26 protein-coding genes are annotated in these 24,623 nt (G+C 45.7%); 14 read left to right on the forward strand and 12 right to left on the reverse strand.

The features are described 5' to 3' along the window. Positions 1-360 precede the first annotated feature (360 nt). The 3 genes from QFZ51_RS28230 to QFZ51_RS28240 all read left to right on the forward strand — a co-directional run bounded on the left by QFZ51_RS28230 (position 361) and on the right by QFZ51_RS28240 (position 2,915). Positions 361-1,254, forward strand: coding sequence for a phytanoyl-CoA dioxygenase family protein (locus QFZ51_RS28230; protein WP_429050757.1), 894 nt, complete (start codon positions 361-363; stop codon positions 1,252-1,254). 12 nt (positions 1,255-1,266) lie between these two features. Next, positions 1,267-2,079, forward strand: a complete 813-nt coding sequence (locus QFZ51_RS28235) for an SDR family NAD(P)-dependent oxidoreductase (protein ID WP_429050758.1) — start codon at positions 1,267-1,269, stop codon at positions 2,077-2,079. Positions 2,080-2,171: 92 nt separating this feature from the next. Next, positions 2,172-2,915: a DUF72 domain-containing protein gene (locus QFZ51_RS28240; RefSeq protein ID WP_429050759.1), complete on the forward strand. Its 744-nt coding sequence runs from the start codon at positions 2,172-2,174 to the stop codon at positions 2,913-2,915. Here QFZ51_RS28240 and QFZ51_RS28245 read toward each other — a convergent pair. After that, complete coding sequence (locus QFZ51_RS28245) at positions 2,904-3,683, reverse strand: Fpg/Nei family DNA glycosylase (RefSeq protein WP_429050760.1); 780 nt, start codon at positions 3,681-3,683, stop codon at positions 2,904-2,906. The two genes, QFZ51_RS28240 and QFZ51_RS28245, sit on opposite strands and share 12 nt — an antisense overlap. 324 nt (positions 3,684-4,007) lie before the next feature. Here QFZ51_RS28245 and QFZ51_RS28250 point away from each other — a divergent pair, with 324 nt between their 5' ends. Continuing rightward, positions 4,008-4,766, forward strand: a complete 759-nt coding sequence (locus tag QFZ51_RS28250) for a murein L,D-transpeptidase catalytic domain family protein (protein WP_429051608.1) — start codon at positions 4,008-4,010, stop codon at positions 4,764-4,766. A gap of 2 nt (positions 4,767-4,768) precedes the next feature. On the opposite strand, the gene QFZ51_RS28255 is transcribed toward QFZ51_RS28250, so the two are convergent. From QFZ51_RS28255 to QFZ51_RS28265, 3 genes are all read right to left on the reverse strand, one after another. Further along, positions 4,769-5,104: a L,D-transpeptidase family protein gene (locus tag QFZ51_RS28255; RefSeq protein WP_429050761.1), complete on the reverse strand. Its 336-nt coding sequence runs from the start codon at positions 5,102-5,104 to the stop codon at positions 4,769-4,771. 13 nt (positions 5,105-5,117) lie between these two features. Continuing rightward, the gene (locus QFZ51_RS28260) at positions 5,118-6,329 is read right to left on the reverse strand and encodes a L,D-transpeptidase family protein (RefSeq protein WP_429050762.1); all 1,212 of its coding nucleotides are present in this window, start codon (positions 6,327-6,329) and stop codon (positions 5,118-5,120) included. A gap of 157 nt (positions 6,330-6,486) precedes the next feature. Beyond that, positions 6,487-7,074, reverse strand: coding sequence for a hypothetical protein (locus QFZ51_RS28265; protein WP_429050763.1), 588 nt, complete (start codon positions 7,072-7,074; stop codon positions 6,487-6,489). Positions 7,075-7,312: 238 nt separating this feature from the next. Here QFZ51_RS28265 and QFZ51_RS28270 point away from each other — a divergent pair, with 238 nt between their 5' ends. The 7 genes from QFZ51_RS28270 (at position 7,313) to QFZ51_RS28300 (ending at position 12,482) form a co-directional block, all read left to right on the forward strand. Further along, on the forward strand, positions 7,313-8,131 hold the full coding sequence (locus tag QFZ51_RS28270; protein WP_429050764.1) for a DUF5672 family protein: 819 nt from the start codon (positions 7,313-7,315) through the stop codon (positions 8,129-8,131). Between the two features lie 62 nt (positions 8,132-8,193). Next, positions 8,194-9,144 carry a hypothetical protein gene (locus QFZ51_RS28275; protein ID WP_429050765.1) on the forward strand — a complete coding sequence of 317 codons (951 nt, stop codon included), beginning with the start codon at positions 8,194-8,196 and terminating at the stop codon, positions 9,142-9,144. Between the two features lie 23 nt (positions 9,145-9,167). After that, positions 9,168-9,779 (forward strand): class I SAM-dependent methyltransferase, encoded by a 612-nt coding sequence (locus QFZ51_RS28280; RefSeq protein ID WP_429050766.1) that lies wholly within the window; start codon positions 9,168-9,170, stop codon positions 9,777-9,779. Further along, a complete protein-coding gene (locus tag QFZ51_RS28285; protein ID WP_429050767.1) occupies positions 9,758-10,771 on the forward strand; it encodes a glycosyltransferase in 1,014 nt (337 codons plus the stop codon). Before QFZ51_RS28280 ends, QFZ51_RS28285 begins: the two co-directional genes overlap by 22 nt. Positions 10,772-10,790: 19 nt before the next feature. Next, positions 10,791-11,168: a glycosyltransferase gene (locus QFZ51_RS28290; RefSeq protein WP_429050768.1), complete on the forward strand. Its 378-nt coding sequence runs from the start codon at positions 10,791-10,793 to the stop codon at positions 11,166-11,168. Further along, positions 11,155-11,790 (forward strand): hypothetical protein, encoded by a 636-nt coding sequence (locus QFZ51_RS28295; RefSeq protein WP_429050769.1) that lies wholly within the window; start codon positions 11,155-11,157, stop codon positions 11,788-11,790. The genes QFZ51_RS28290 and QFZ51_RS28295 overlap by 14 nt, the downstream gene beginning before the upstream one ends. Next, a complete protein-coding gene (locus QFZ51_RS28300) occupies positions 11,787-12,482 on the forward strand; it encodes a hypothetical protein (RefSeq protein WP_429050770.1) in 696 nt (231 codons plus the stop codon). The genes QFZ51_RS28295 and QFZ51_RS28300 overlap by 4 nt, the downstream gene beginning before the upstream one ends. 47 nt (positions 12,483-12,529) lie before the next feature. On the opposite strand, the gene QFZ51_RS28305 is transcribed toward QFZ51_RS28300, so the two are convergent. Together QFZ51_RS28305 and QFZ51_RS28310 are read right to left on the reverse strand one after the other, a co-directional pair. Then, a complete protein-coding gene (locus QFZ51_RS28305; protein ID WP_429050771.1) occupies positions 12,530-15,067 on the reverse strand; it encodes a phosphocholine-specific phospholipase C in 2,538 nt (845 codons plus the stop codon). A gap of 192 nt (positions 15,068-15,259) precedes the next feature. Then, the gene (locus QFZ51_RS28310; RefSeq protein WP_429050772.1) at positions 15,260-15,679 is read right to left on the reverse strand and encodes a hypothetical protein; all 420 of its coding nucleotides are present in this window, start codon (positions 15,677-15,679) and stop codon (positions 15,260-15,262) included. Between the two features lie 78 nt (positions 15,680-15,757). On the opposite strand from QFZ51_RS28310, the gene QFZ51_RS28315 reads away from it, so the two are divergent. Both QFZ51_RS28315 and QFZ51_RS28320 read left to right on the forward strand, forming a co-directional pair. Continuing rightward, the gene (locus tag QFZ51_RS28315) at positions 15,758-16,624 is read left to right on the forward strand and encodes a helix-turn-helix domain-containing protein (protein ID WP_429050773.1); all 867 of its coding nucleotides are present in this window, start codon (positions 15,758-15,760) and stop codon (positions 16,622-16,624) included. A gap of 60 nt (positions 16,625-16,684) precedes the next feature. Next, positions 16,685-17,554, forward strand: coding sequence for a hypothetical protein (locus QFZ51_RS28320; protein ID WP_429050774.1), 870 nt, complete (start codon positions 16,685-16,687; stop codon positions 17,552-17,554). Between the two features lie 46 nt (positions 17,555-17,600). Here QFZ51_RS28320 and QFZ51_RS28325 read toward each other — a convergent pair whose 3' ends face one another. From QFZ51_RS28325 to QFZ51_RS28340, 4 genes are all read right to left on the reverse strand, one after another. Next, the gene (locus tag QFZ51_RS28325; RefSeq protein ID WP_429050775.1) at positions 17,601-18,740 is read right to left on the reverse strand and encodes a hypothetical protein; all 1,140 of its coding nucleotides are present in this window, start codon (positions 18,738-18,740) and stop codon (positions 17,601-17,603) included. A gap of 70 nt (positions 18,741-18,810) precedes the next feature. Next, the gene (locus tag QFZ51_RS28330) at positions 18,811-20,619 is read right to left on the reverse strand and encodes an STN and carboxypeptidase regulatory-like domain-containing protein (protein WP_429050776.1); all 1,809 of its coding nucleotides are present in this window, start codon (positions 20,617-20,619) and stop codon (positions 18,811-18,813) included. A 15-nt stretch (positions 20,620-20,634) separates the two neighbouring features. Next, entirely contained in the window at positions 20,635-21,612 is a 978-nt protein-coding gene (locus QFZ51_RS28335) for a FecR family protein (RefSeq protein WP_429050777.1), read from the reverse strand. Between the two features lie 10 nt (positions 21,613-21,622). Continuing rightward, on the reverse strand, positions 21,623-22,198 hold the full coding sequence (locus QFZ51_RS28340; protein ID WP_370908352.1) for an RNA polymerase sigma-70 factor: 576 nt from the start codon (positions 22,196-22,198) through the stop codon (positions 21,623-21,625). Positions 22,199-22,560: 362 nt separating this feature from the next. Here QFZ51_RS28340 and QFZ51_RS28345 point away from each other — a divergent pair, with 362 nt between their 5' ends. After that, entirely contained in the window at positions 22,561-23,061 is a 501-nt protein-coding gene (locus QFZ51_RS28345) for an OmpH family outer membrane protein (protein WP_429050778.1), read from the forward strand. Positions 23,062-23,197: 136 nt separating this feature from the next. Here QFZ51_RS28345 and QFZ51_RS28350 read toward each other — a convergent pair whose 3' ends face one another. Together QFZ51_RS28350 and QFZ51_RS28355 are read right to left on the reverse strand one after the other, a co-directional pair. Further along, a complete protein-coding gene (locus tag QFZ51_RS28350) occupies positions 23,198-23,491 on the reverse strand; it encodes a GNAT family N-acetyltransferase (protein ID WP_159454320.1) in 294 nt (97 codons plus the stop codon). Positions 23,492-23,674: 183 nt separating this feature from the next. Next, the gene (locus QFZ51_RS28355; protein WP_429050779.1) at positions 23,675-24,547 is read right to left on the reverse strand and encodes an SMP-30/gluconolactonase/LRE family protein; all 873 of its coding nucleotides are present in this window, start codon (positions 24,545-24,547) and stop codon (positions 23,675-23,677) included. Positions 24,548-24,623: the final 76 nt, after the last annotated feature.

Here is a 24,623-nt window from a genome sequence, read left to right on the forward strand (position 1 = left end):
AACTCCAGTATGAATACACCCTTCTATCTGTTACCCAACCGAAGAAACCTTTATGGTACTGTATTACAGGTGCCTGACCGGGTATCGCTTTCTCCTTTCTGAAAAAATATTTTTTGGTAAATAAAATGACATGCTTATATTTGTCCACAAGATTGGTAGACTAATAAAACATACCGCCATGAACACAGATCAGTATTATCTAAAGCTGCGCCAGATAAGCGCATCAACCAACCACCCCGCAATAGCGGCGTCTTATTGTTGTTGTTAATTCCCACTCCCCCCTGCGGCCACCCCACCAATTGCCGCGACACCATTTTCTATTTCAACAACTGATTTAACACTGTTAACAAAAAAATCGTCATGAAAACGACCAACCAACCCGTATTCTCCCTTGCCGGAGGAGTCACTGCAGCGCATCTTGCCTGGTTCCGCACCTATGGCATCATACAGTTCAAAAACTTTCTCGACAAAAGTGCATTGGCAACCGTGCATGAAGAAGTGGAACGTGTACAGGAATTATTGATCAGGAATAACATCCAGAAAGTAAACGGTATTCCGCTCAAATTTGGCACAGACGTGGACGGCAGCCCGCTGATCCAGCGCATCGCCTTCGCATCGCACTACAGCAACGTGCTGCGGGAGCTATTAAAAGATAAAAGACTGCAAACACTCACAGCTTTGCTGGGTCCTTACTCTGGCAGGATCGGTGAAAACGAAAAAGACGGACTGGTGGTAAACCACTACGTCAACACTACGGAGAGCCAGTTTAAACAACTGGGCTGGCACACCGACAGTCCGCGCGATCTGTTCCTGGGCTCACGCATCCTGCCAATGCTCAATGTAGGCATTCATCTCGACGATTGCCCGCTGGACAATGGCGGCCTGAGAGTATTACCCGGCACACATGAACAGGGAATACTGAAGTTATTATTCAGAAAGAAATACTTCATCGATAATAACCCTGATCAAAAAGAAGTAGGCCTTGAAATTGAAGCGGGTGACCTCACGGTTCACGACGGGCGCCTCTGGCACCGCGTACAGCAGTCGCCCTACACCGGCGAAAAAAGCCGCCGGAGAGTGATGTATATTCCTATCATCACCGGCGCCTATCAGCCTAAAACAGCCAGCAGTCCTACTCCGTTTTATCACAAACTGGCACATCTCAAACAACATCTGTATGGTGGCAAACCACAATGGGCACATATAAAAGCCCGGTCCGAAAGCCTCGCAGAAGTAAACACGCCATCTCTTTAAAAATATATTCCGATGTCATACGCATTAATAACCGGCGCAGCAAAAGGAATAGGAAAAGCCATTGCTGCACAACTCGCGGAAAGAAATTATCACCTGTTGCTGGTAGATATAGATGAAAAAAGCCTGGCAGCAACAGCGGAAACACTCGCGGCGCAATATCACGTGAACGTACATACGTTACACCAGGATCTGTCCGCCCCCGATGCTTTATCAAATGTTACAGACTGGAGCTGCACCTGGCATCATTCGCTGACCGTAGTAGTGAATAACGCCGGCTATGGCATCAACGGACAGTTTGAGCAACTCACGCTGCAGGAACAGTTCAACATCATTGATGTAAATATCAGGGCACAGGTAGGCTTATCGTACGCCTATATACCGGTACTGCGGCAATTTTCTAAAGCATACCTGCTCAATCTTGCCAGCACTACCGCCTATCAAACGGTGCCTTATCTCAATATTTATGCGTCTACAAAAGCCTTCGCGCTTTCTTTTACACGCGGGCTCCGGTATGAACTCAGGCATTCCCCCATATCAGTGAGTGCCCTGAGCCCCGGGAGCACCGACACGGACTTTGTGAACCGGGCACGCATGGGTGACTACACCCGCAACATTGCCAACCGCTTCAATATGGCGCCGGAAAAAGTCGCCAAAATTGCGATAGACGGCCTCTTCAAAGGCAAAGCGGAGATCATTCCCGGCTTCACCAATAAATTGAACGCATGGCTGCCAAAATTCTTCCCGAAATTATTTGTAGAGAAAATTGCAGCAGGTATCTATGAACCAAAAGAGAAAGAAGCCGGCACAGTAGCCCTCACCGCATAATACAACCCCATATACATCAGAAAGCGGCATCACGCCTGGTGCCGCTTTCTGATGTATATGGGAACAACATTTGCAGCGCTCTTATTAAAAAAATGATGGCAACTGCAGGCATTCATATCGGCACATCCGGCTGGAGCTATAAGCATTGGCGCGAAATATTCTATCCAACAGGATTAAAACCCGTTGACTATCTTCCCTGGTATGCAAAACAATTTAAGGTAACAGAAATAAATACCAGCTTCTATCATCTCCCAAAACCTGCAACGGTAGCCGCCTGGATAGAGAAAGTGCCGGCGCGTTTCCGCTTCTGCCCAAAGATCAGCAGATATATCACTCACGTGAAAAGATTACTGGATCCGGAAGAATCACTGCCCAGGTTCTTTGATATCTTCGATCCCTTCATCAAACACCTCGGACCCGTACTCATCCAGTTGCCCGCAACGGCTGCTTTCGATGCAGAAAGAGCTGATCATTTCTTTAAAGTGCTGACTGGAAACTATCCCGATTATCATTTCGCACTGGAAGCGCGACACGAAAGCTGGCTTTCTGAAGAAGCAATGACGTTATTGCGGCAATACAAAATTGCCTGGGTAATTGCACTATCCGGGCGCCGGTGGCCGTTTGCAGAAGCCATAACAGCAAAACATATCTACGTCCGCTTCCACGGACCCGACGGCAAATACGATAAACTATATCCTGAAAAAACAATGGATACCTATGCCGGTAAATTCAAAGAATGGCAACAGGACAAACATACAGTCTGGGCATTCTTTAACAACGACGGGCACGGCTACGCTTTGCAAAATGCGGAACAGGTGATGGCACTACTCAAATAGTTCCTGCTCATCCGTATAATAAGTTTTCCGGCCGCCGCCGGTATCCTTCTTAATAGGAGCACCACCGGGACTCTCTGTTAATTTAGCGTTATGTACCAGCATAAAATCGCGGACCTCGCCATTAATAATATCAGGGTTACTTTTCAGGATTTTCTTTTCGGCTCCTTCGAGTATTTTTTTAACTGATTTCAACAACGCTTTGATCTTTGCCGCCGGTATTTTATTGGCAACAGAAAAAGGAGAGATCTTTGCATCCCATAAAATATCATCTGCATAGGCGTTTCCAATGCCCAGTACATTGTGCTGATCCAGCAAGTATTTTTTGATGGTTATTTTCTTCTTTGCCAGCTGGGCGGTCAGGTAACTTTCATTGAAGTCTTTCGACATCGCATCCGGCGCCGTTTTTTCTTCCGGATCGAGGGTGATATTGGCAGCCGCCTGGAAATCCGTCAAAGCCAGCCCGGTGCCATCGGCAAACAATAATTCTACAATAGTATGCTTCTGCTCATTCTTCTTTTCAAATAAATACAATTTCCCGTGCAGCATTAAATGCATCCCCAGCACATGCCCGTTTTTAAATACAAAATGCAACTCCTTTCCTACCCGCTGTATATGTTCCAGTACCTGCCCTTCCAGGGCGGCCTGCAGGTCTGCCTCTTTGGTATGTAATTTCTTCGCGTTCTTTACCGTAATGGACTTCAGTTTTTTATGAAGTAGCGCCTTTTCCAGGTTATGCCGGAAGGCTTGCAGATCAGGTAACTCAGGCATAATGAATATTTTTAAGATAAGTTAACGAATATGGAGGAAATAATAAAGGGCCGGCAGCAATAACCGGCCCATTTTTATGGCAGTTTTTTCCTTTTACGAAACAACAAACTAAAGATAAGGATCATAGCAGATCAGCTTTTGCTGATATTGTCCATCATTTAACCAATATTAACCACTTATACATAATTTTCATGTATGTGAACGGCCTGTTAAAATATCCGCTCAGCGGCCTCAGACGCGGATTTCAGGACTTTTTAAACCTAAAAATCGGTATATTTGTACTCTATGCCTTTTCTCTAAACCAATAAAACACGGAGTGTGAACATGAAATTGAAGAAAGTGATTAAACCGTTGATTTTTATTATTACCATTTGTCTTTTCGTATTCCTATTTACAAATTTTACAAACCTTACTACTGCCGGAACATCCACCGCGGCTATTAAACCAGCTACCGCTGTAAAAACGGACTCGGTTCAACGGGAAAGTTTATACGACATGATGCGACTGGATACCACCGGTCTTTCCAGGGAGGCGTTTGACAATGCCCTGGTAGGATACGAGCATCTGCAGGAAAACGGAAGGATCAAAAATCCGGATGTGTTGTCTATTATCGACTTCTCCCTGCCCAGCACCAAAAAGCGTTTGTTTGTGATAGACTTGAAGAATAAGCTGTTACTTTTTAATACGCTCGTTTCTCATGGCCGGAACTCCGGTAAGGATATTGCCAATGCTTTTTCCAACAAGATGAACAGCTTTAAAAGCAGTCTTGGTTTTTATGTTACCGGCGATACCTATAACGGCGAACATGGTTATTCTCTCCGTTTGGAGGGAGAAGAAGCCGGCATCAACGATAATGCCCTCAGCAGGGGTATTGTGATGCATAGCGCAAATTATGTGAACGATAACCTCGGTAAATTACAGGGTTATATTGGGCGCAGCCTGGGATGTCCCGCCATCCCCGAAAATGTGCACCGTAAAGTGATCAGCAGCATCAGGAATGGTACCTGCCTGTTTCTTTACAGCCCGGATAAATATTATTCTGCACATACCCGCATTCTTGTAAAAGACAGCACCGCGTCTTAAATTCATTTAAACAGCTTTTCCTTAAAAACGGCGTCGTGCCCATATACATCGGAGGCAAAATATAATTTGCCTCCTTCTGTCCATGCCGTGAAATATGTAATAATCACCGGCACCGGATCTTTCACCGCCACAAACTTTTCCTTTCCGCTGTTCATTGCACTGTCAATTTTTTCGTTGGTCCATTGGGGTGAGTCCTCCAAAACAAACTGCGCCATTTTTACCGGATCTTTCAGTCGAATACAACCATGACTGTATGCCCGGTTATCACGGTCAAAAAGACTTTTCTCAGGCGTATCATGAAAGTAAATATTATAACTGTTCGGAAACAGGAACTTCACGCGGCCAAGGGCATTACGTTTGCCCGGGGCGCTGACGGATCACCGGCAACCCGTTCGCCTGCCCTGTTACTTCCATATCTTTCGAGGCCAGGTAGCCCCTGTTGCGCTGAATGGCTGGCAGAATTTCCTTTCGCACAATGCTGCGGGGTATATTCCAGTAAGGGCTGAATACCACCTGGCTCAGCATTCCTGAAAACATAGTCGTACTGTGTCCTTCTTTTCCCACCACAATATCCATATCGAACAAACGTTTATCCCCCTCCGTTACATGTAACATGAAAGCCGGTATATTCACCAGGATCAGCTTCCCCTGCGGCTTAACAGGCATCCATTTCATGCGTTCCATATTCAGCAGCAGCGCCTTCATCCGCTCTTCCGCAGAAACGTTCAGTGCATTGATCACTGTATCATTCAATACACCGTTTTGCGTATATCCATTGCTGTTACGGAACGTATTGATGGCAGTTTCCAGTTCATCATTAAATACATCGGTGCTGTCATTTTGCTTCAGCTCCCCGGTTATCTGCAACCGTTTTTTTACGGCTATAATTTCGGGAGATGATTGCCCTTTTTTTAACCCCTTCTTTATCACGGGCAATGGTTGCCAGCCACCATTTTTTACATACTCCCGGTAGGCTTTGAGCGGTTCCTTCATGGGGGCAACTGCCGGAAACATTTTATCATTGGTTTTAAGCATGGAGTCAGCCAGTTCCATCACGGTGTAGCGCTGCGCTGGTATCATATGTTCAAGCTGACCAATACTGCCGCCGGTTTCCCTGAAATAATTGATGAGCCGCCAGGTAAGCTGCAATTCCGTTTTAATGAATTCTTTGTCTGTGGCGCTCACCACCAGGCTGTCTTCATCCATAAGGGCGTTCAGCCGCTTATCAAGCGCCCGGTTGCTGGTACTATCGTTACTGTAATTGTACAGGCTCCGGAAGGCGGCGGCTTGTTCTACAGGCCCTTTACTGTCGAACCAGGCAAACTCGAAATTACGTGCATTATAAAAGCTGCGTAACCGGTCAGCAATGGTATCGTTCAGTTTTTCCGCAGTGATGAATGCGGCTATCGCCGAACTGTCCAGGAACAGGTCGTTATAGGCATTTTCAGGGGTAATCCCGGCGTTGCGGGGACTAATGTGTTCAGCAGACGTGGCTGGCGCAGACGGGGAGTTACAGCCATTGAGTATGTATGCAAACAATGTAATCAGTAGTAGCCTTTTCATACTGGTCTACTATCAAATTAGAAGCCGGTTGCCAGATGCCATGCTACAGCGGCAAAAGGAAGAGCGGACGTAGCCGCGACGGAACAAACTGTGCATATAGCGCAACAAAAAGCCCTCCCGAGGATACCAGGAGGGCTTTCTCACGAAAATATCTGTGTTAATTTTTTAGTCCCAGGTATTGCTGTACTGACTTATAATTCTTCCAGTCCACTCCACTGGCGCTACGGGCAGCAACGCCGCCAGGAACCAGCACATAACGGAACTGCTGGATCACTTTTTCGCCGGGGTAATTGCCCGAGCTGAGATCATGACTGGCCAGGATAACGATTCCTCCTTCGGAGGCGCGGAAACTTACAAACAGGTAGGGGTCCACGTAAGGCAAAGGCACGATATAAGGTGCATCGGCCGAATCAATGTTGAAATAAACATTTATGACGCCTTTGGATAGTATCTCCTTGGTCAGTTTGGGAATTTCTATGGCGCCAATAAAGCCATCGCCGGTTGGCACGCCATTTTCATCCCGGATACTATCAAAAGCAACGTTGAGCCAGTCCGAGTAGATCACATTGGCCACACCGGTATCACCTTTGGGGCCACCGGGGCCGGCAGGACCGGCGGGGCCCCCTGGACCAGCAGGGCCAGGATTTCCGGCAGGGCCCTGGGCTCCGTCTTTGGAGCAGGCAGCAAAAGCCAGAATTACAGCAAATAAGCACATCAGGGGCAGGTGACGGGAAGAAAATTTCATAAAGGAAGATTTTGGATGATTTAATATAATTAATGATATGTGGAGATGCAAGGCAACGGGATCTTTAACACGTTAGTCAATATACAAAAAAACAAACAACAAAAATGCGATAATTTAGTTCAGGTAGCCCTCCATAACTTCCTGCCCCTGGCTAAAACAAAATCGCTCTTTGTTGGTTTAAATACAATAGACCCTTTTTATCATCTGAACCATTTCTTTAATAACCTATAGTTAAAATATGACCGTGCACCGCAAACTCTGTGTAATAATACCTGTACATAAGTCCGTGTTGTCCGAGGAGGAAACGTTATCGCTACACGCTTGCTACAGGCATTTAAAAGCATTCGACTGTTTTCTTGTTTTCCCGAAAGGCTTGCCCGTCGACCGCTTTCTCGCAATTCATCCCGGGCTCATCCCAAAACCGGTAGCTCCGTCATGGCTTTCTTCTCTGGCAAACTATAACCGGATGAAATTATCTGTTCCGTTTTACCAGCAATTTGCTGACTACGAATTTATGATGACCTACGAACTGGATGCTTATATCTTCAGTTCCAAAGTACACGAGCATCATGGATTCGATTTCGATTTTATAGGAGCGCCTGTTTTTGAGGGATACCTGAATGCAACACCGGATGCACCATTCCATGGTGCGCTTAATTCCGGTTTTTCTGTCCGGAATATACAGTCATGTCTTAGCGTGCTGAAATTACTTAGAAGATATAGGCTAAGATGGAAGTTCTACCATTTTATTTATGCCAACTGCGCCGCTTTACGGAAAAGAATAAAACAGGATCAGGACGCTATCTTTTTTAATATCCATCTTAAAAAATATTATACCGGGAAAAATTTTAATGAAGATATGATCTGGACGCAGGTAGTTCCACTCCTGGATCCCTCATTCAAAACAGCTCCGCCGGAAACCGCCGCTGCATTCAGTTTTGAAGTAAATCCAGAACGGCTGTATGAATTAAATAACGGCAGGTTACCACTCGGATGCCATGCCTGGTTCAGATTTCCTTTCTGGAAAGAACATATAAAGAAGATAACTGTGCACTGATCAGTTATCCTTGTTTACCATGCATCATTTTATTAAATTTACTATACATCTATTTATCAGGTATGGCCAATTATCATGTGCAATCACCTGTCCTATTATTATCCTTCAACCGACCTGATACTGCCTTAAAAATATTTGAACGGGTAAGAGAAGCCCGGCCCGCTAAGTTGTATATCGCTGCAGACGGACCACGAGCCGGTGTAGAAAAAGATACACAGCTATGCCGGGAAACAAGAATGATTTATGACCAGGTAGATTGGGACTGCAGCGTGCACAAACTATTCAGTGAAGAAAATAAAGGTTGCAAGGTTGCTGTAGCGGAAGCTGTGACTTGGTTTTTTCAACAGGAAGAGGAAGGTATTATCCTGGAAGATGATTGCCTGCCCATCAACGACTTCTTCTACTTTTGCGATCAGCTGCTTCCCCGGTACCGGCACGATACCCGTATGGTAAATATCACCGGTACCAATTTGCAGATGGGAAAAAAGTGGGGAAACGGCAGCTATTATTTCTCACAATACAGCCACATCTGGGGATGGGCAAGCTGGCGGCGGGCATGGGAAGCATACGACATCGACCTGGAACACTATAACGAAAAAGACGCCGTTGCTGTACTGGAAAATATCTTTAGTGATCAGTTCCTGATCGATGGATGGATCGAAATCTTTCAAAAATTAAAAAGAAAAGAAATAGATTCCTGGGACTACCAGTTTAACCTGATTAACTTTTTCCGGAATGGACTATGTATTACACCAAATGTAAATCTGATCAGCAACTTAGGGTTCAGGCCGGATGCCACCCACACTTATAATGTCCCGGAAGATCACGCCAATTTACCGGCGGAACAACTGGAAAAACCTTTGGTGCATCCTTTGCATTTTACGCCGGAAAAACGCGCCGATTATTATTTTTTAAGCAAAGACTTTAGGCTCGAAGAGAAATGGCAAAAAGTAAAAAAAGAGCAACTGCTGAGAAGACGGTTTAAACGGTGGGTAAGAAGTCTTTTTAAATAAATCATCCTCAAACGTCCAGCAGTATGTTTAAAAAAATGATAGAAAAATCTGCCCTGAAAAAGATCCACCCCTATTACGAAATAGATGGATGGCTAACCGAACGGGAAGCACTGGGGCTGTTCCTTACCGCACGCAAATTGCGTCGCGATGCGGTAGTGGTGGAAATTGGCAGCTGGCAGGGCAAAAGCACTTACTGCATTTCAAGAGGACTCCGGTCAGGAAAAATCTATGCGATTGATCCATTTAATGCAGACGCAGGGTTCGACCAGGGAAGCCGGAAAGAATATGCAGAAAAAGGCGCCACTACCGATCTTTTGATCCGCTTTACGGAAAATATGGAACGCCTGTCTGTTCATGATAAAATCATCGTGAAGAAAGGCTACTCATATGAAATGCACAACGATTTTCAAAAGATCGACTTCCTCTTTATCGATGGCGACCACTCCATCGCAGGATGCAGATCGGATTTTGAATTATACGCCTCTAAAGTGGTAAGAGGCGGCTACATCGCTTTCCACGATTACTACCCGGACCGGGATGAACTGGGACCTACTTATGTAATCCAGAACCTGGCAGGCGACCATTTTAATTTTTCCAGGCAATATGACTCGTTATGGATTGGAAAAAAACGATAGATTATTCGCTGGTCATATGCACCTTTAACCCGGACGAACGCATCCTGCAACGTTGCCTGGAAGCAGTATACCGCCTGGACACTACCGGCATTTCCACCGAAGTTATTTTAGTGGATAATAACAGCGATCTCCCACTCCACCAGCAATCATATGTAAAGGAGTTTGAAGAAAAGATCCCCGGCATGCACCTCCTCCTGGTACCTGAACAGGGCGTAAATTATGCACGGATGGCGGCCATAGAAAAAGCCGCTGGCAACTTTATCGTATACTTTGATTACGACAATGAACCGGAAAGGGATTACCTCCGGGAACTAAAAAAACTAAACGAACAATTCCCTAACGTGGCAGCCTGGGGCCCTGGCAAGGTGAAGGTGGATTTCATTGACGGCGTAGATGCTGCCATTATGCATTTTGCCAGCATGGCCTTTCAGCAACGGGAAGAACAAACGGTAAGAACCGCACGCGAAACTTCATGGCAATCCTGTTATCCTTTTGGTACCGGTCTTTGCACCACCGCTTCCCTGTTAAAAGAATTTGTGCAGCTGGCCCGCCAGGGACGCTTTACCGCCTCGGGAAGAAAAGGGAATAAACTCAGCAGCGGAGAAGATACCCAAATGGTACTACACTGCATCAGCAAAGGATACGAGGCAGGCGTATCCCCCGCCCTGAAACTTACGCATATCATACCCCGCAGCCGGGCCAACAGCCAATACCTTCAACGCTTGCTATATGGCACATTTATCTGTTATGAAACCTGCCTGTTACAGGTATTTCCGGAACAAAAAAGATCGCTCGAACAAAAAATAATGCCGCGATGGAAATTCTCCCGGAAATCCCTGAAGAAATTCATCAGGGCCCGGTGGAGTAAAGATCCGCACAAGTTGTTTGACCTCGTGGAATTCATTGCCACCAATGCGGGCACCTATACCGCACTGGATAAACCAATACCGTTGCCGGTAAACCAGATAGTAAGGATACTAAAAGTGGAGTAGCTTAAAAATAATTATCAATATGAAGTGGAAGATTCCGGAAAGTAATATGAAAGGCGTTTCAGTTATTATTTGCTGCTATAACAGCGCTTCCCGGCTGCCGCAAACATTAGCGCATCTGAATGAACAGGTAGTTCCGGAAGATTTTTCCTGGGAGATTATATTAGTTAACAACGCCTCAACAGATAACACCGTTGAATACACCAGCACGGTGTGGAAGGAAAATAAACCGGCGAACGCCACCTGCCGGGTAGTGGAGGAGCTTACACGCGGGCAAATGTATGCCCGGAAAAGAGGCGCCAGGGAAGCTAATTATGAATGCCTCATATTTTGTGATGATGATAACCTGCTGGATAAAAAACTACGTTTATCTTTCATGGCAGGTGATGTTGAAAGATAAAAAGATAGGAGCTGCAGGCGGACAAAATGTTCCGGTAACAAATTCGGCAGCTTATCCCGACTGGTTTGAAGAATATAAAGATAAATATGCCATTGGCATTCCCGCGGAAGAATCGGGCGATGTAACACATCGCGGGTTTGTGCTCGGCGCCGGGCTGATTACCCGCCGGGCGCTGTTCCTGCAGGTATTTGACGACAGGTACCCTTCCCTCCTGAACGGCAGGAATGGGGAAAAACTCACCACCGGCGACGATTTCGAATACTGCAAACGCCTGCTCCTGTGGGGGTTTACTTTATATTATGATAAAGATCTGAAGCTGAAACATTTTATACCGGCAGAAAGATTAACAATAGATTACAGGGACCGCCTGATGGACGGCATCCGCGAAGCCACAAAAGTGCTGAGCGTGTACGACAGGGCGCTTTTCCTGCACAACAAAAACAAACATAAAAACAGGTGGCGCTTACTCGCGATAACTCCCTTCCGGATACTGCTGGCAAGAATAGGTTTATCTAAAAGGGATCTGACAACAGAAAGACAGGTACTCTTTTACCTGTCGCCATTTGCACGCGAACAGGACGAAGTAACCAGCTCAATTAAAAAATTCTTAAATAATAAATGATGGCAAGAGAAAGAAGAAAGCAGTTTAAGGTATTCTCTTTTTATAATCATAAAGTAAATCCCCGCGTACCCCGGTACCAAAAAGCGGTGTTTGGTAAATTCGGAGTACCGGTACATCATATTATTGATGAACAATTCAGTCATGGCGATTTTCTGAATCATATATGCAGAACCGTTACTGATACCGACTACCTGATTTTTTTTGATATTGATTGCGTGCCCACGCGTAAAGAGTGGCTATCTGATCTTTTGGAAGATCTTCGCGAACCCCGTACCATTGCCGGCGCCGCGCAAACGGCTAATCACCTGCGCGATGCAAAAAACCTGTACGTTTCGCCATTCTTCTTCGGTATTTCCACGGCTTATCTGAAAGAGCTGGGATACCCGGATATGAATATGACAGAAGATATGGATGCAGGGCAAAACCTGACAGAAGAAATTATCCGGCAGGGCGGCCATGTAAAATACTGGTGGCCCACCCATATCGAAGACGAGCAATGGTATCTGCATCATCCGGAACATAATAAATTCGGATACGGCACTACTTACAACGATCGCATTTATCATGCGTTCCTGTCGCGCCACGATTTATCGCAACGCTTTATAAAGAAGTGTAAATCAATATTACCGTTATTTACCAAACTCCGTCTGAAGCTCACGGATAAAAAACAATCTCCTCCCATAGGACAATAAAAAAAGGCGTCTCCTGTTAAAGAGACGCCTTAAAGTAAATGCTTCTATTATACTCTTCCCATTACCGGGTCGCTCATGCTTTCTTTCCCGGTTTCCACCCTGCCGGCATAGCGCTGTGCAAACACGTCACTGCCGGTGGTCTTTACAGAGAAATCGTACCAGCCGTGGCTTTTAGCCAGATCTATTACTAAGGTGGCGGTTGTTCGTGCGGCTACTGTTTTCTTCAGCACGCCTTTGTTATACCCCAGGTCGCTAATGGTAAAGGTAGCCGGCTGTGTGCCGCGGTTTACCAGTTTCAATTCTACGTTCCCGGTCAGCTTCTTACTGTTGGTAAGGGTCCGTTGATAGCTGCACTGGATTTCCACCTGCGGGTCGCCGGCATCGCCGGTAAACTCGCGATAAAACCCGTTGGGGCCATATACTCTCAGGTGATAATGCGCGTCTTCAAAAGACGATAGCGGCCAGGTATCTTTAAGTTGGTCTCCTGCCTTCACAGCGTACGACCAGGTGCGTACCGGTTCCATTGTTTGCGTGGTTTCCTGCAGGTATTTGCCGGGCGCATATACATTGAAGGGAGCGCCGGCAGCCCGGTCGCCAAATACCTTGCTGGCCGCTTCAAAACTGATCTCAAACGATTGCCTATCCGCTCCCAGTTTTCCGCCTACGTATAATTCATAAGGCAATGCGTTGGCAACACGGATACCTTTCTCCTGTTGTGGCATCCATTCTGCTGTGGCGGGATTGGCGTTGATCTTCGCAATTTCCTCCGCAGTGAGCAACTTAAATTCATCCGGCAGCTTCTTGAACTTCGCATTGTAGATCGTTTCAATGAACTCGTTCCTTTCAGGAAATGGCACTGATATTTTTTCCCCATTAAAAGGACGGAATACGGAAGTAAGATCACTGCACACCGTACGGCGCCAGGCAGAGATGTTCGTTTCTTTAACTGGCTTACCGGTTTTATGCTCCAGGAAATGCTCCATTAACTGCAGGATGGAAGTATGGTCGCATACCTGTGAATTTACATAGCCACCACGGCTCCAGGGTGATGCAATTACCAATGGTACGCGGTATCCCAGCCCGATAGGGCTTTCCCTGATTTCATCTGCGCTGAGATATTTCTTTGCTTCTTCTTCCGCACGTGTTACATATTCAATACCGGTATCAATTCCTGCAGACACTTTGCCGGTACCGGGTTTATGCGGTGCGGTAAACGGAGGTACGTGGTCGAAATAGCCATCATTCTCATCATAACATAAAATGAAGATGGTCTTTTTCCATACCTCTTCCTGGCGGGTAAGGATATCCAGTACCTCAGATACGTACCAGGCGCCATACCATGGCGATCCAGGGTGATCGGAGAATTCGCCCGGTGCCACCAGCCAGGAAATAGTTGGCAGCCTGCCCTCATTTACATCTGTTCTGAACTGGTGGAGGATATCTCCTTTTGGCACCTGCACAGTTCTTTCCGTGTCTCCGTCTTTGTAGGTGAGAGTTTCCAGCTCATGGTAATCAGGATCGCCAATATTGGTGGTAAATGCTTTTTTATGAAGATTTTGCGCGCGCTGCGGTAATTTTGCAAAATTAGCCGCTGTAAACTTTTCTGCATCAGACTTTGCTCTTTCCAGTTCCGCTTTACGCTGATCCAGTTGCTTTTGCAGCTTGGTGGCTTCCTCCCCGGAAGTGCCAGCCAGTTTGGATGCCAGTGTTTTTATTTCAGCGGGCAGTTCTTTGATTTTGCGTTGCAGGTACTGGATATGCCCCGCTGCGAAACGAACATTATAGGCAGCGAACCACTCTATAGGGTTATCGGTAAAGTTGGCCAGCATACCGTCCTTTTCCCCTTCCAGGCCCGCGGCGCTGATTTCATTCTGGTAAATTTTCCAGGAAACGCCGTTGTCTTCCAGGCGTTCGGGGAAGCTGGTCCAATGCGCTTCCCGGCCATAGTCCACATCTTCGTTCCATACGTTAGCTTTGGAATCAGCCTTCTGCTCATCTCGCAGGGTACCCGTCCACAAATAAAGCCTGTTGGGCGTGGTACCGGTTAATGAGGAGCAGAAATTCTGGTCACATACGGTAAACGCATCTGCCAGGGAATAATAAAACGGGATATCTTCCCGGTTATAATAACCCAGTGTGAGGGGCATCGGGGCCCAGTCTTTATTGCCTGATTTTTTTACCAGCAGCCACTTATCGTATTTGCCGTTGTTACGGGCATCTACCTGGTTACCCCATGAATGCGGCAGGCTGCTCATCCACGTAGCCTTTGTTTCTTTCAGGTTAAGCCGGAAAGGGGCATACGTTTCATTGTTGGCATTGCTCTGCAACCACACCAGGTTTTTATTGGGCAGCTGGATAGCACGTGGATCATTGTAGCCCCGTACTCCGCGGAGCGTTCCATAACAGTGGTCAAAGGAGCGGTTTTCCTGCATCAGCACTACAATGTGTTCTGCATCCAGGAACGTGGTACCCGGCTTGGGATCAATGGCCATTGCCCGCTGGATAGACGCCGGCAGGGCACTGAAAACGCCGGCAGCTCCGGATAGCAACGCCGCCTTCTTAATAAAATCTCTTCTGTTATCCATTATTCGTTGAATTTTTCATGTACACTGTAAAGGGATTACGAAAGATGGAAAATAGTAAAAATCCTGTGCTATACGCAACTTACTATGAAGAATGGCTGTTATTTTATTATTATGGTTCCGGTTTAACGGAAATAAAAAAGGCGTCCGTTTCCACGGAAGCCTTTATATATGTTGAGAAATGGTAAAGCCGGTTTACTGCGCAGAAGGTATCAACACAATTTTCACTCTCACTTTGGTAGCCGGTTTTTGTGAGTTAACACCGTTTACACCTTTGATATCTACTTCTACTGCCTGATCATCGTGAATAATGAAATAAGACTGATTGTTATACACCTGCGGCAATAATTCAAATGACTGTGGTACCACTGTTGGGTTGCTGGCATCATATCTGGCCATAGAAACGATCACACCATCCAACTGGTTTACATTATTTAATTCCGATACAGGAATGGAGTAAAAGTAAACGCCGGTAGCAGCATCAAATCCCCAGTCGTTCGGATTTATTTCAAACAAAATCGTTTGGTTAGGGATGACTACTTCATTGGTTGTTTTTGTGCAACCGGGCAATATAAAACCCAGTAACAGCAGCGGCAGGTAAAACCATGTTTTCATATTGAGTTGCTTTTAATTTATTTTACCAAATACAATGCCATAAACATATAATTCCGCGCTAATCCGTATTTTTATGGTATGTTACTGCGATACCCAAAGGCCTTTGAACATATACCGGCCGTCCGGCAACAACATGCCGGGAAGTCACTGGTGGCGTGGTTCAGGCAATCTAATGAACCCGGTGAAGAACAGGGGTTTCTTACAGAAAACTCCCTCGTGTTCATTCTACGGGGCACCAAGCATATGCACTTCCCGGAAGGTGATATTATTGCACATGCCGGCGACCTGGTGCTGCTGAAAAGAGGCGTGTATCTGATGACCGATTTTATTACGGATGGCACCGATTACCAGTCGCTTTTACTCTGCGTAGATGATACCTTGCTCCGTTCCTTTATCAGTGAAGATGGCATATCCGCTCCTACCACACAAGCGGGATCCCCGGTAGTCATCTCCTGTAAAAATAACCTGCTGCAGGTGCGGAACAGCATCCTGGATTACCTGGAGCATCCCAACACCCATACCACCCGGTTGCTGGAACTGAAAATACAGGAAGTACTGCTGCTGTTGCTTTGCGGCGAACACCGGCAATCTGTCCGGGCATTCCTTTCCCATCTTTTCGACAACAGTGCGGAAAATATTTCCCTGATCATCCGCAATAACCTTTTTCAACCTTTTACCCTGGAAGAATATGCGAAAATGTGCGGGCTAAGTCTTAGCAGCTTTAAAAGGGAATTTGCCCGCCTGTACGATGCTCCTCCAAAAAAATGGATCAATGAAGAACGGCTGAAACATGCCCGTGAACTCCTCCTGCATTCCCGCAACAATGTCAATGAAATCGCCTACGAGTGCGGCTTTGAAAATGTATCTTACTTTATAAAACAATACCGGCAGCTATACGGCACTACACCCAAAAATGCACAACGGGCTAAAAATGCTATTTTCTGAACGATTCCTGCTACTGCTCCATCTCCGTCGGATATACCTTTGATAAAAATATTATCAACTATGAAACGTATATCCGTATTGGCTTTCATCCTGATGGCCGGTCATACCTTTGCACAACAAAAACTCAATAATTCCGCATTTATGCACGCGCCGGAAAGCGTAGCAACAGACAACAACAGCTATTATATTGCGGACATTGGCGAAGGCGGCAACCCCACCAAAAAAGATGGTAACGGGATCATTTTCCGTATGGACAAAAAAGGCAACGGCACCGTCTTCGCAAAAGGACTGGATGCACCTAAAGGCGCTTTTATCCTGCATCACACGCTCTTTGTAGCAGATATCGATAAAGTAAAGGGATACGACCTGAGCACCGGTAAACAGTTATACAATATCAGCTTAGCACCCGCCACCGTTTTCGTGAATGATATCACCGCCATCAACGACACTACCCTGGTGGTTTCTGCAACTGATGTAAATAAGCTCTTCCTGGTGTATCCCGGTAAAAATCCGCGCGTTGAGGAACTGGTATACACCACGCCCATAAAAGGTACCAATGGTGTGACATATGACGCCCGCAGTAAAAAGCTGTATGTGTGCGGCTTTGGCGGCAATAATAAACCAGATGGACAAATTGGTTATATAGATATGACAGCAACGGAGAAAGTATTCAAACCCCTCACCAGCCGGCCGGGTTATTATGATGGCATTGCACTTGCAACACATAATACACAGCTGATCGTATCCGACTGGGTAGCTTTTGAGAAGAAAGGAATACTGCTTAAACTGGACCTGGCCAGTGGCCGTATCACCACGCTGAATGAGGAACTGATTGCCGGCCCGGCTGATTTTACACTGGATGCCACCGGTGCGGCGATTGTACCTGCTATGCTGGAGGGAAACGTGTTACGGTACAATATCTCAAAATAAAAATATTTCAGTGGAGGAAGTGCGCTTCCTCCACTGAAAATAATGTTTACAATCTTACCTGTACACCGGCGGTTCCGCCAATATATCCACCATGAAATTTGTCGTTGTTCCTATGCTCGGACCATACATAATGGTTGCTCAACTCCGCTCCCACAGCATGTTCCGTTTGCACGAAATTAAGCGTAGGCCCGGCAAATACTTCTACCCTGCTGCCGAAGCGGTAGGCGGGAAATATGCCCAGTGTTTGACGGTGATAATATCCTTTTTTGAAATCGGAAAGCACCAGCGTGGTGGCTTCTGCATTGATCCTGAAATGTGACAACAATGGAAGATGCGCACCAATACCCGCCTGCAGGGCGTACAGCGGATTGGGATTATCTTTAAAGTTATATCCCACTCCGAGAATACCGTACAATATTCTTCCGCCTGATTTGAAAGAGGCAATGGTGGTGGCAGTTTCATCGATGCTTACACTCACCTGCTTTTCCCCGCCTTCCACGATGTTGATCACACCAATCGGGCATTCGCTGCTGTCCGCGATGTTAATAAAACCTATCTGCACGCCTTTCACCTTTTTGGCAATATTCAGGAAACCGGTTATCTGTGTATGCACATTCTCTGCTTTATTCATAAAGCCGGCTATCTGTACGTTGGCATCTTTCTTTACAATATTTGTAAATCCTGCTACCTGCGCCTGTGAATTATTAGCGCCCATATTCATAAAACCTGCTATCTGCGTACCTTTTACATCCTGGCGCACGAGGTTGGCGAAACCTGCCATCTGGAAACCTTGCAAACTGCCGGACAGGTTCAGGAAACTTGCCACCATAACGCCGTTGGCGCTGGTTTTCACCTGGTTCATAAAACCTGCTACCGTAACTGCGTGAAACGTTTTACCAATGTGATTGGAAAACCCCGCTACCTGTACACCGGTAGCGCTGTCTTTGATGATATTGGAAATACCCGCGATAGCCGCGCCTGTTTCAGCTTTGGACATGCCGGCAATAATATGTAATGAAAAATGATTGGTATAGGCTGCTGCATTTTTTCCATTGCTGCTCAACGGGTATACAAAACCAATATGCGCAGGACTGGTAAGCGGTGTTTGCGCGTAAGCCGCTGTGACAAAGAATAAAACGGAAACAAAAAAACAAATGATCCGGCTGCTGAAGTAAAATGTTCTCATGGTGTGTTAGTTATTTCGTACTGTATAACGACACGTTGAAGAACTTATACCCCTATGCGGAAAATGAAATTTAAAAAAGACTGATACCAGCCTGCCATCCCAGCCAGGAAGTAACTGAGTTGCCTATATTAAAAGAGGGATAGTGCGCACCAAAATCGACCGACTTATAACCGGGCATGGGTCTTATTTTATCGTCAAAATAGATCGCCATCGCAGGCCCTGCAAATAAGCTGATGCGTTTGGATAGTTTCACCTGGAGAGAAGGCTGTAAACGGAAAATCTGCGTATTACGCTCCCAGCTGCCCAGGAAAATATTCTGCGCGGTAATTTCTGTGGATAACGACAACGTTTTATTAAACGGGATAATTTTACCGATACCATAGCCCAGCGACCATGCCTTATTGTTTTCGCCAAAATCCCCGCCACCCAGCAGGATGCTGTATAGCTCACTGCGACCGGCTTTCCAGGCGATATTAAAAGGCAGCACATCTGTACTGAATAACACCACTTTTTTGTACCCTTTACGCACAATATTGATGATGCCGATACTATACCCCGTTACCGTATCTGCAATATTTACCAGCCCAATCTGCACACCATCCATTTGCCGCGCATAGTTAAAAATAGCGGCAATCTGCACGCCTTTCATCACCCCACGGTTAATATTGCCGCCACCTGTAATCTGCGCACCATAAACGTCTTTTGCGTTATAATTGGCCAGGCCGCTCAGTTGCAGCCCGTCGAGATTTTTACCGTTATAAGTAATTCCACCGGCTACCTGCCAGCCTCGTGTATTACCTCGTATCACACCCGCGATCCCTTGTATAGATGCCCCATTCATATTTCCGTATACCTGGCCAATACCGCCGGTGATTTGCACACCTTCCATGTTGCCTTCCGTGATATTGCTGATACCAGCCACCTGTACGCCCTTCATGGAGTCCAGTACATTATTGTGAAAGCCTGCCAGTTGCACGCCTTTGGTTTTTCCTCCAACTACATTCACCATGCCGGCGATTTGCACATGCTGCATATCGTTTTTCACAATATTGAAAACAGTACCTATTTCCACGCCATCTACCCCGGCAGCATAGCCACCAAGCATGTTCATGGAAAACTTATTCACTACCTGTCCGCTCATTTTGCCATGGGTTCCCAAACCCGGCGTGAGAGACACCTGGTATGGCTTGTCAGCCAGGAAGCCACCAATATTCAAGCTGGTCAGCTTCTGACGGGAAGATAAAAACATGTTACCGAACCAGGTTTTTTCCACGTGCGAGTGCCCGGTTATATCCACCACTTTCAGCTGATAAGTAGCAGGAGCAATACTTACAGTAATTTCCTGGTCGTAGCCAGTAGTAAGCAAAAGAGAAGTATCTGCATAGAGGTCCTTACTAACACTAATGGCTGCGGTAGGATATTTATCCTTTAACCGCAGCCTGAAGAAACCGTCGTTGTTTGTTAGCGTAGAAATGAGTTGCTGTCGTTCATACACACTCGCATTGGGTAGCCGTTGTCCTGTTTTCCGGTCCGTGACGACCCCGCTGATCAGGTAGTATACTTGTCCCGACGATTTTTTCAGCAGGATGATATAGTTCCCCGATTCTTTATATAAATAATCACCGTTGAATAAAATATCGAGTACCTGTTTTACCGTTTTATTTTTTTCGGAGATGCTTACCAGGCTATCCTGTGGGAGGATGGTACTGAGATACGAGAAATAAAAGTTGCCCTGCTTGCTGATGGTGGTAAGCACTTCCGAAAGTGGCCGCTGCTTCGCATCGATGCTAACCGTTTTGTTCAGTAGCTGCTGGGCCGCCAGTGGAAGTGAAAAACAACAAACAAATAATAATGTCAGCAATTGCTTAGGTAGTAACATACAGTACGAAGGCTATTATTTCAGTGTGATTTGTGATCCCTGTTTCTCCACGGTGATCTCGTAAGTAAGCCCGATTACTTTTAAAGTGCTATCCAGCGAACTGTTGGTAAAGGTAGAGTTAATCTGCAGATTGCGTTTATCGTTATTTGCAATAACAATGTTTACGCCATATGCTTCATTCAGGATCTCCACCAGTTTCCATAAAGGAGTGTTATTGCATACAAATGTTTGGGTGCGGTAGTAGTTATACAATTCATCTGTATTACTTTGTTTGCTGGGAGCGGTCTCCTGGTCTGTTACCACCGCTTTTTCATGTTGCTTCAGTTGTACGCTGTTATTGTTTTTTGTTACTTCCACGGCGCCGCTTTCCACAATTACTTCTGTTTTACCGTGTATACTTTTAACATTGAAAGAAGTACCTAATACCGTCACTGTTACATCATTCACCTTTATCACGAATGGTTTTCCGGGGTCCTGTGCCACGTTAAAAAAAGCTTCGCCTTCCAGTTTTACCGAGCGTTGTTTCCTGTTGCCGGCATAGGTAATAGTAGACTTTTTATTCAGTGTTACCTGGGAGCCATCCGGCAAAACGTCCTGTTTGATTTGTTCCCCGGAGCTCACGATCAGCGGGGTATTCCGGTTTTGCGAAATAAACCAGGCGCCGGCAGCGCCTATCATGACAATGAATATGGCGGCAATGCGGAGTATAGGTCGCCAGGCAATGCCGGTATCCAGTTTTACGATGCGGGTGGTATTTTCGTTGGTGCCTACCCGTTGCTGGAAGCGCGACCATGCATCACTTTCACTCACAGTGCTTACTGCGGCCAGTTTACGGCTCTCCTCCCATATCAGGCGGAAGTGTTCAAAATAGCGCTGGTGCTCCGTATCCTCTGCCAGCCATGCGTTTACGGCTGCTTTTTCGGATGGTGTGGTAATGTCCAGCAGGTGTTTTACCAGCAGGTCGTCGTTTATATGTGTAGATGTCTTTTTCACGGATGCACTTTTACAGGTGGAGCAAAATTAATAACAAGGGCAGAAAATCTACCAGGTTGAGTCGTAATAAGCGCAACGCTTTGCCCATCTGATTTTCCACAGTTTTTATAGAGATATCCAGGCGATCTGCTATTTCCTGGTATTTCAGTTCTTCGAAGCGGCTGAGCTGAAAAACGGTGCGACATTTTTCAGGTAGTGCCATTAAAGCTGCGTCCAGCTTCTCTTCCAGCTCCCGCAGCATTACTTTGCCGGATGCGTTACCGGTATCATGGTCATTGCTCATCTGGTATTTGGTATGTGCCTGGTGGGTAGCCTTCACTTTCTGGTGCCGCAGATAATTAATGCACTCGTGATACACTGCCCGGTATAGGTACCCCGAAACAGATTGCTTTATTTTTATATCGCCTGATTTTTCCCACAGCTTACAAAAGACATTCTGTACCATCTCTTCCGCCATCACTTCGTCTTTTAATAAGGTACATGCATAAGCATGCAAGCCTTTAAAATGAGTTTTAAAAACCTGTTCAAATGTTAATGAGTTTTCTATTACCGGTGCTGCAGTGTTACCCGGATTTATAAATTCCATGCCTAGGGTTTGATATCTAACGTCAAATATAATTCCTTCTGCCAATTGAACTGATTTATTATACGACACCTTTCTAAGCACTTACCCCTACGCGGAGTTTGTCTTTCTCAGGATTTAACTGATTATGCGGATTATCTTGATTTTATTTTTTTGATTTTATAATGATTATATAATATATAAACCAATGTTTTATAACATGTTATTAAGTAATCTGAAAATCATGCAAAAACAAAATCAAGGTAATCCGCATAATCAGTTAAATCCTGAGAAAGACAACCTTCGCGCGTCACTTTAACATTACTTTATATTCGTGTTAAAGAATATTTCACAACTGGACGATTATTATTGTGGAAATTATCCCGATGAAATTTATCTGTACACTTTGCCTGTTACTGTTAGGAAGTACTGTTCTGTTTGCCCAGTCCAAAACGGGCTACATCAATTTTCAACAAATGATTGGTATGATGCCTGAAAGTAAGCTGGCAGGAGATTCATTAAATATCTTACAGGAAAAGCTGAATGCCGACGGGCAGCAGCTGGTGGCCGAGTACACGAAGAAGGTGACTGATTTTGACAGTACCCAGCATACGTTAAGTCCGGCTATAAAGGAAGTGAAAGTATCTGAGATCAAAGCGCTGCAGGCCAATATCCAGAAATATAAAGAGATGTCCGAACAGGCAATGAATACCAGGGAGCAGCAATTGCTGACACCTATTCTTGATAAAGCAAAAAAGATTTTAAAAGCGGTAGCTAACGAAAAGGGCTATACGCTGGTGATTGATAACTCCAGAGACGCGGTGTTGGTATCCGCAGAAGCCGATGACCTGATGTCAGCAGTCAAGGTGAAGATGGGAATCAGGTAGAAGGGCATTTGAATATTTAGTTATTTAGTTATTTGACTGGTCTCAATGCCTGATGAATCTTCCGCCATTCTGATACTGATAATGTGGATGGCCCGCAAATAATTAAATAACTAAATGTCAAATGTAAAATAAAGAGCTATATGTGTAAGCCATGTGCCAGCAGCGTTTTCCACTGAGGATTGCTGCGTACGAATTCAGCCACTTTTTTGCTGGAAGGCACCATACGGATATTCTGTGCAGAAATTTCCTCCATAACTTTTCCCAGCATCATTGGCAATACACCCTGCTTTTCCAATACCGGAGGCACTTCTGCACCAGTCAGGAAAATACGGCTTCCGTTTCTTTCGTAAATAACTTTAGCCATTTGTCCGGCGATATGCGCCTCAAACTGCCTGGCCTCTTTGTTGTCAATAATTTTAAAATCCTTCATGATCATAATTATTTTTTACATGATGTTTCTAGCGGTAGCATACTAAAGGGAAGTATCTTATGCAAAGGGAAGTTGAAATAAGATAGTACGAATGGTATTAAAATACCCTGAAAAAGCTGATTCCGTCTGCAAATATACTAATAATATAGCAGAAAACCGTGAAACAATAATATGTAAAAATAATTAATACCTAAAGTAGTTGGCAGGTAAGCCTTTAACAGGTAGCCTTACGTGAAACACACTGCCACTAAGGGTAAATTCAGCCATCTGTCCGGCCGTCATGTGCTCCCGGGCGGTTGTAATCAATAATTCGTTCATATCCGGGCCGCCAAAAGCACAGGACGACACATGTGGCGCCGGTACCTCCACTTTTCCCAGCAATTCACCCGTCTTAGGATTCCAGCAATAAACGCCATAACCGCCCCAATGGGCAATCCACAACATCCCTTCACTGTCTGTTGCCATGCCATCCGGCCAGCCCATTTCCGGCGGAATATGCAAGGCCACTCTTGTAAAGGCAATCGCACCAGTGGAAACATCATAACTAAATTCCTGTACCGTACGGGTATGCGTATCGTTGTAATACATTTTATTTCCTTGCCACACCAACCCATTGGAAATGGTTACACCGCCCAATTTTAATACAGGCGCTGCTGATCCGCTGATGCAATACAGGTTACCCGTTCCTTCTTCTGCCGGCATCTGCATGGTGCCAATCCACAACCTGCCCGCAGGGTCACATTTACCATCATTACAGCGCACCTGGCTGCGTTCCTCCAGCACAGCGATACGTTTACCCAATCCCTGCTCCGGAGAAAAAAAGGCAATGCCATCTTTCAAACCCACCACCAGCTCATTCCTGCCGGCAACCGGCACCAGCGTGGTTACATAGTCGCCAACATAAAATTGCTGCTGGTAACCGTTTACGTCCTGTATATAAATTGTAAACCCAAGGATATCCACCCAGCACCAGCTATTCCTTTCCGGCCACCAGCAAGCGCCTTCGCCTAGTTCACAAGTTAATGCAGATAATATGGAGGCCTGGAATGTTTTCATGTTCGCGCTGTTGATTTAAATAAAAGCAGTATTGCTATTCATTTCCGTACACCACAATATATCGTTTTGTGCGCTG

The sequence above is a fragment of the Chitinophaga sp. W3I9 genome, assembly GCF_050434025.1.
Classification (GTDB): Bacteria; Bacteroidota; Bacteroidia; order Chitinophagales; family Chitinophagaceae; genus Chitinophaga.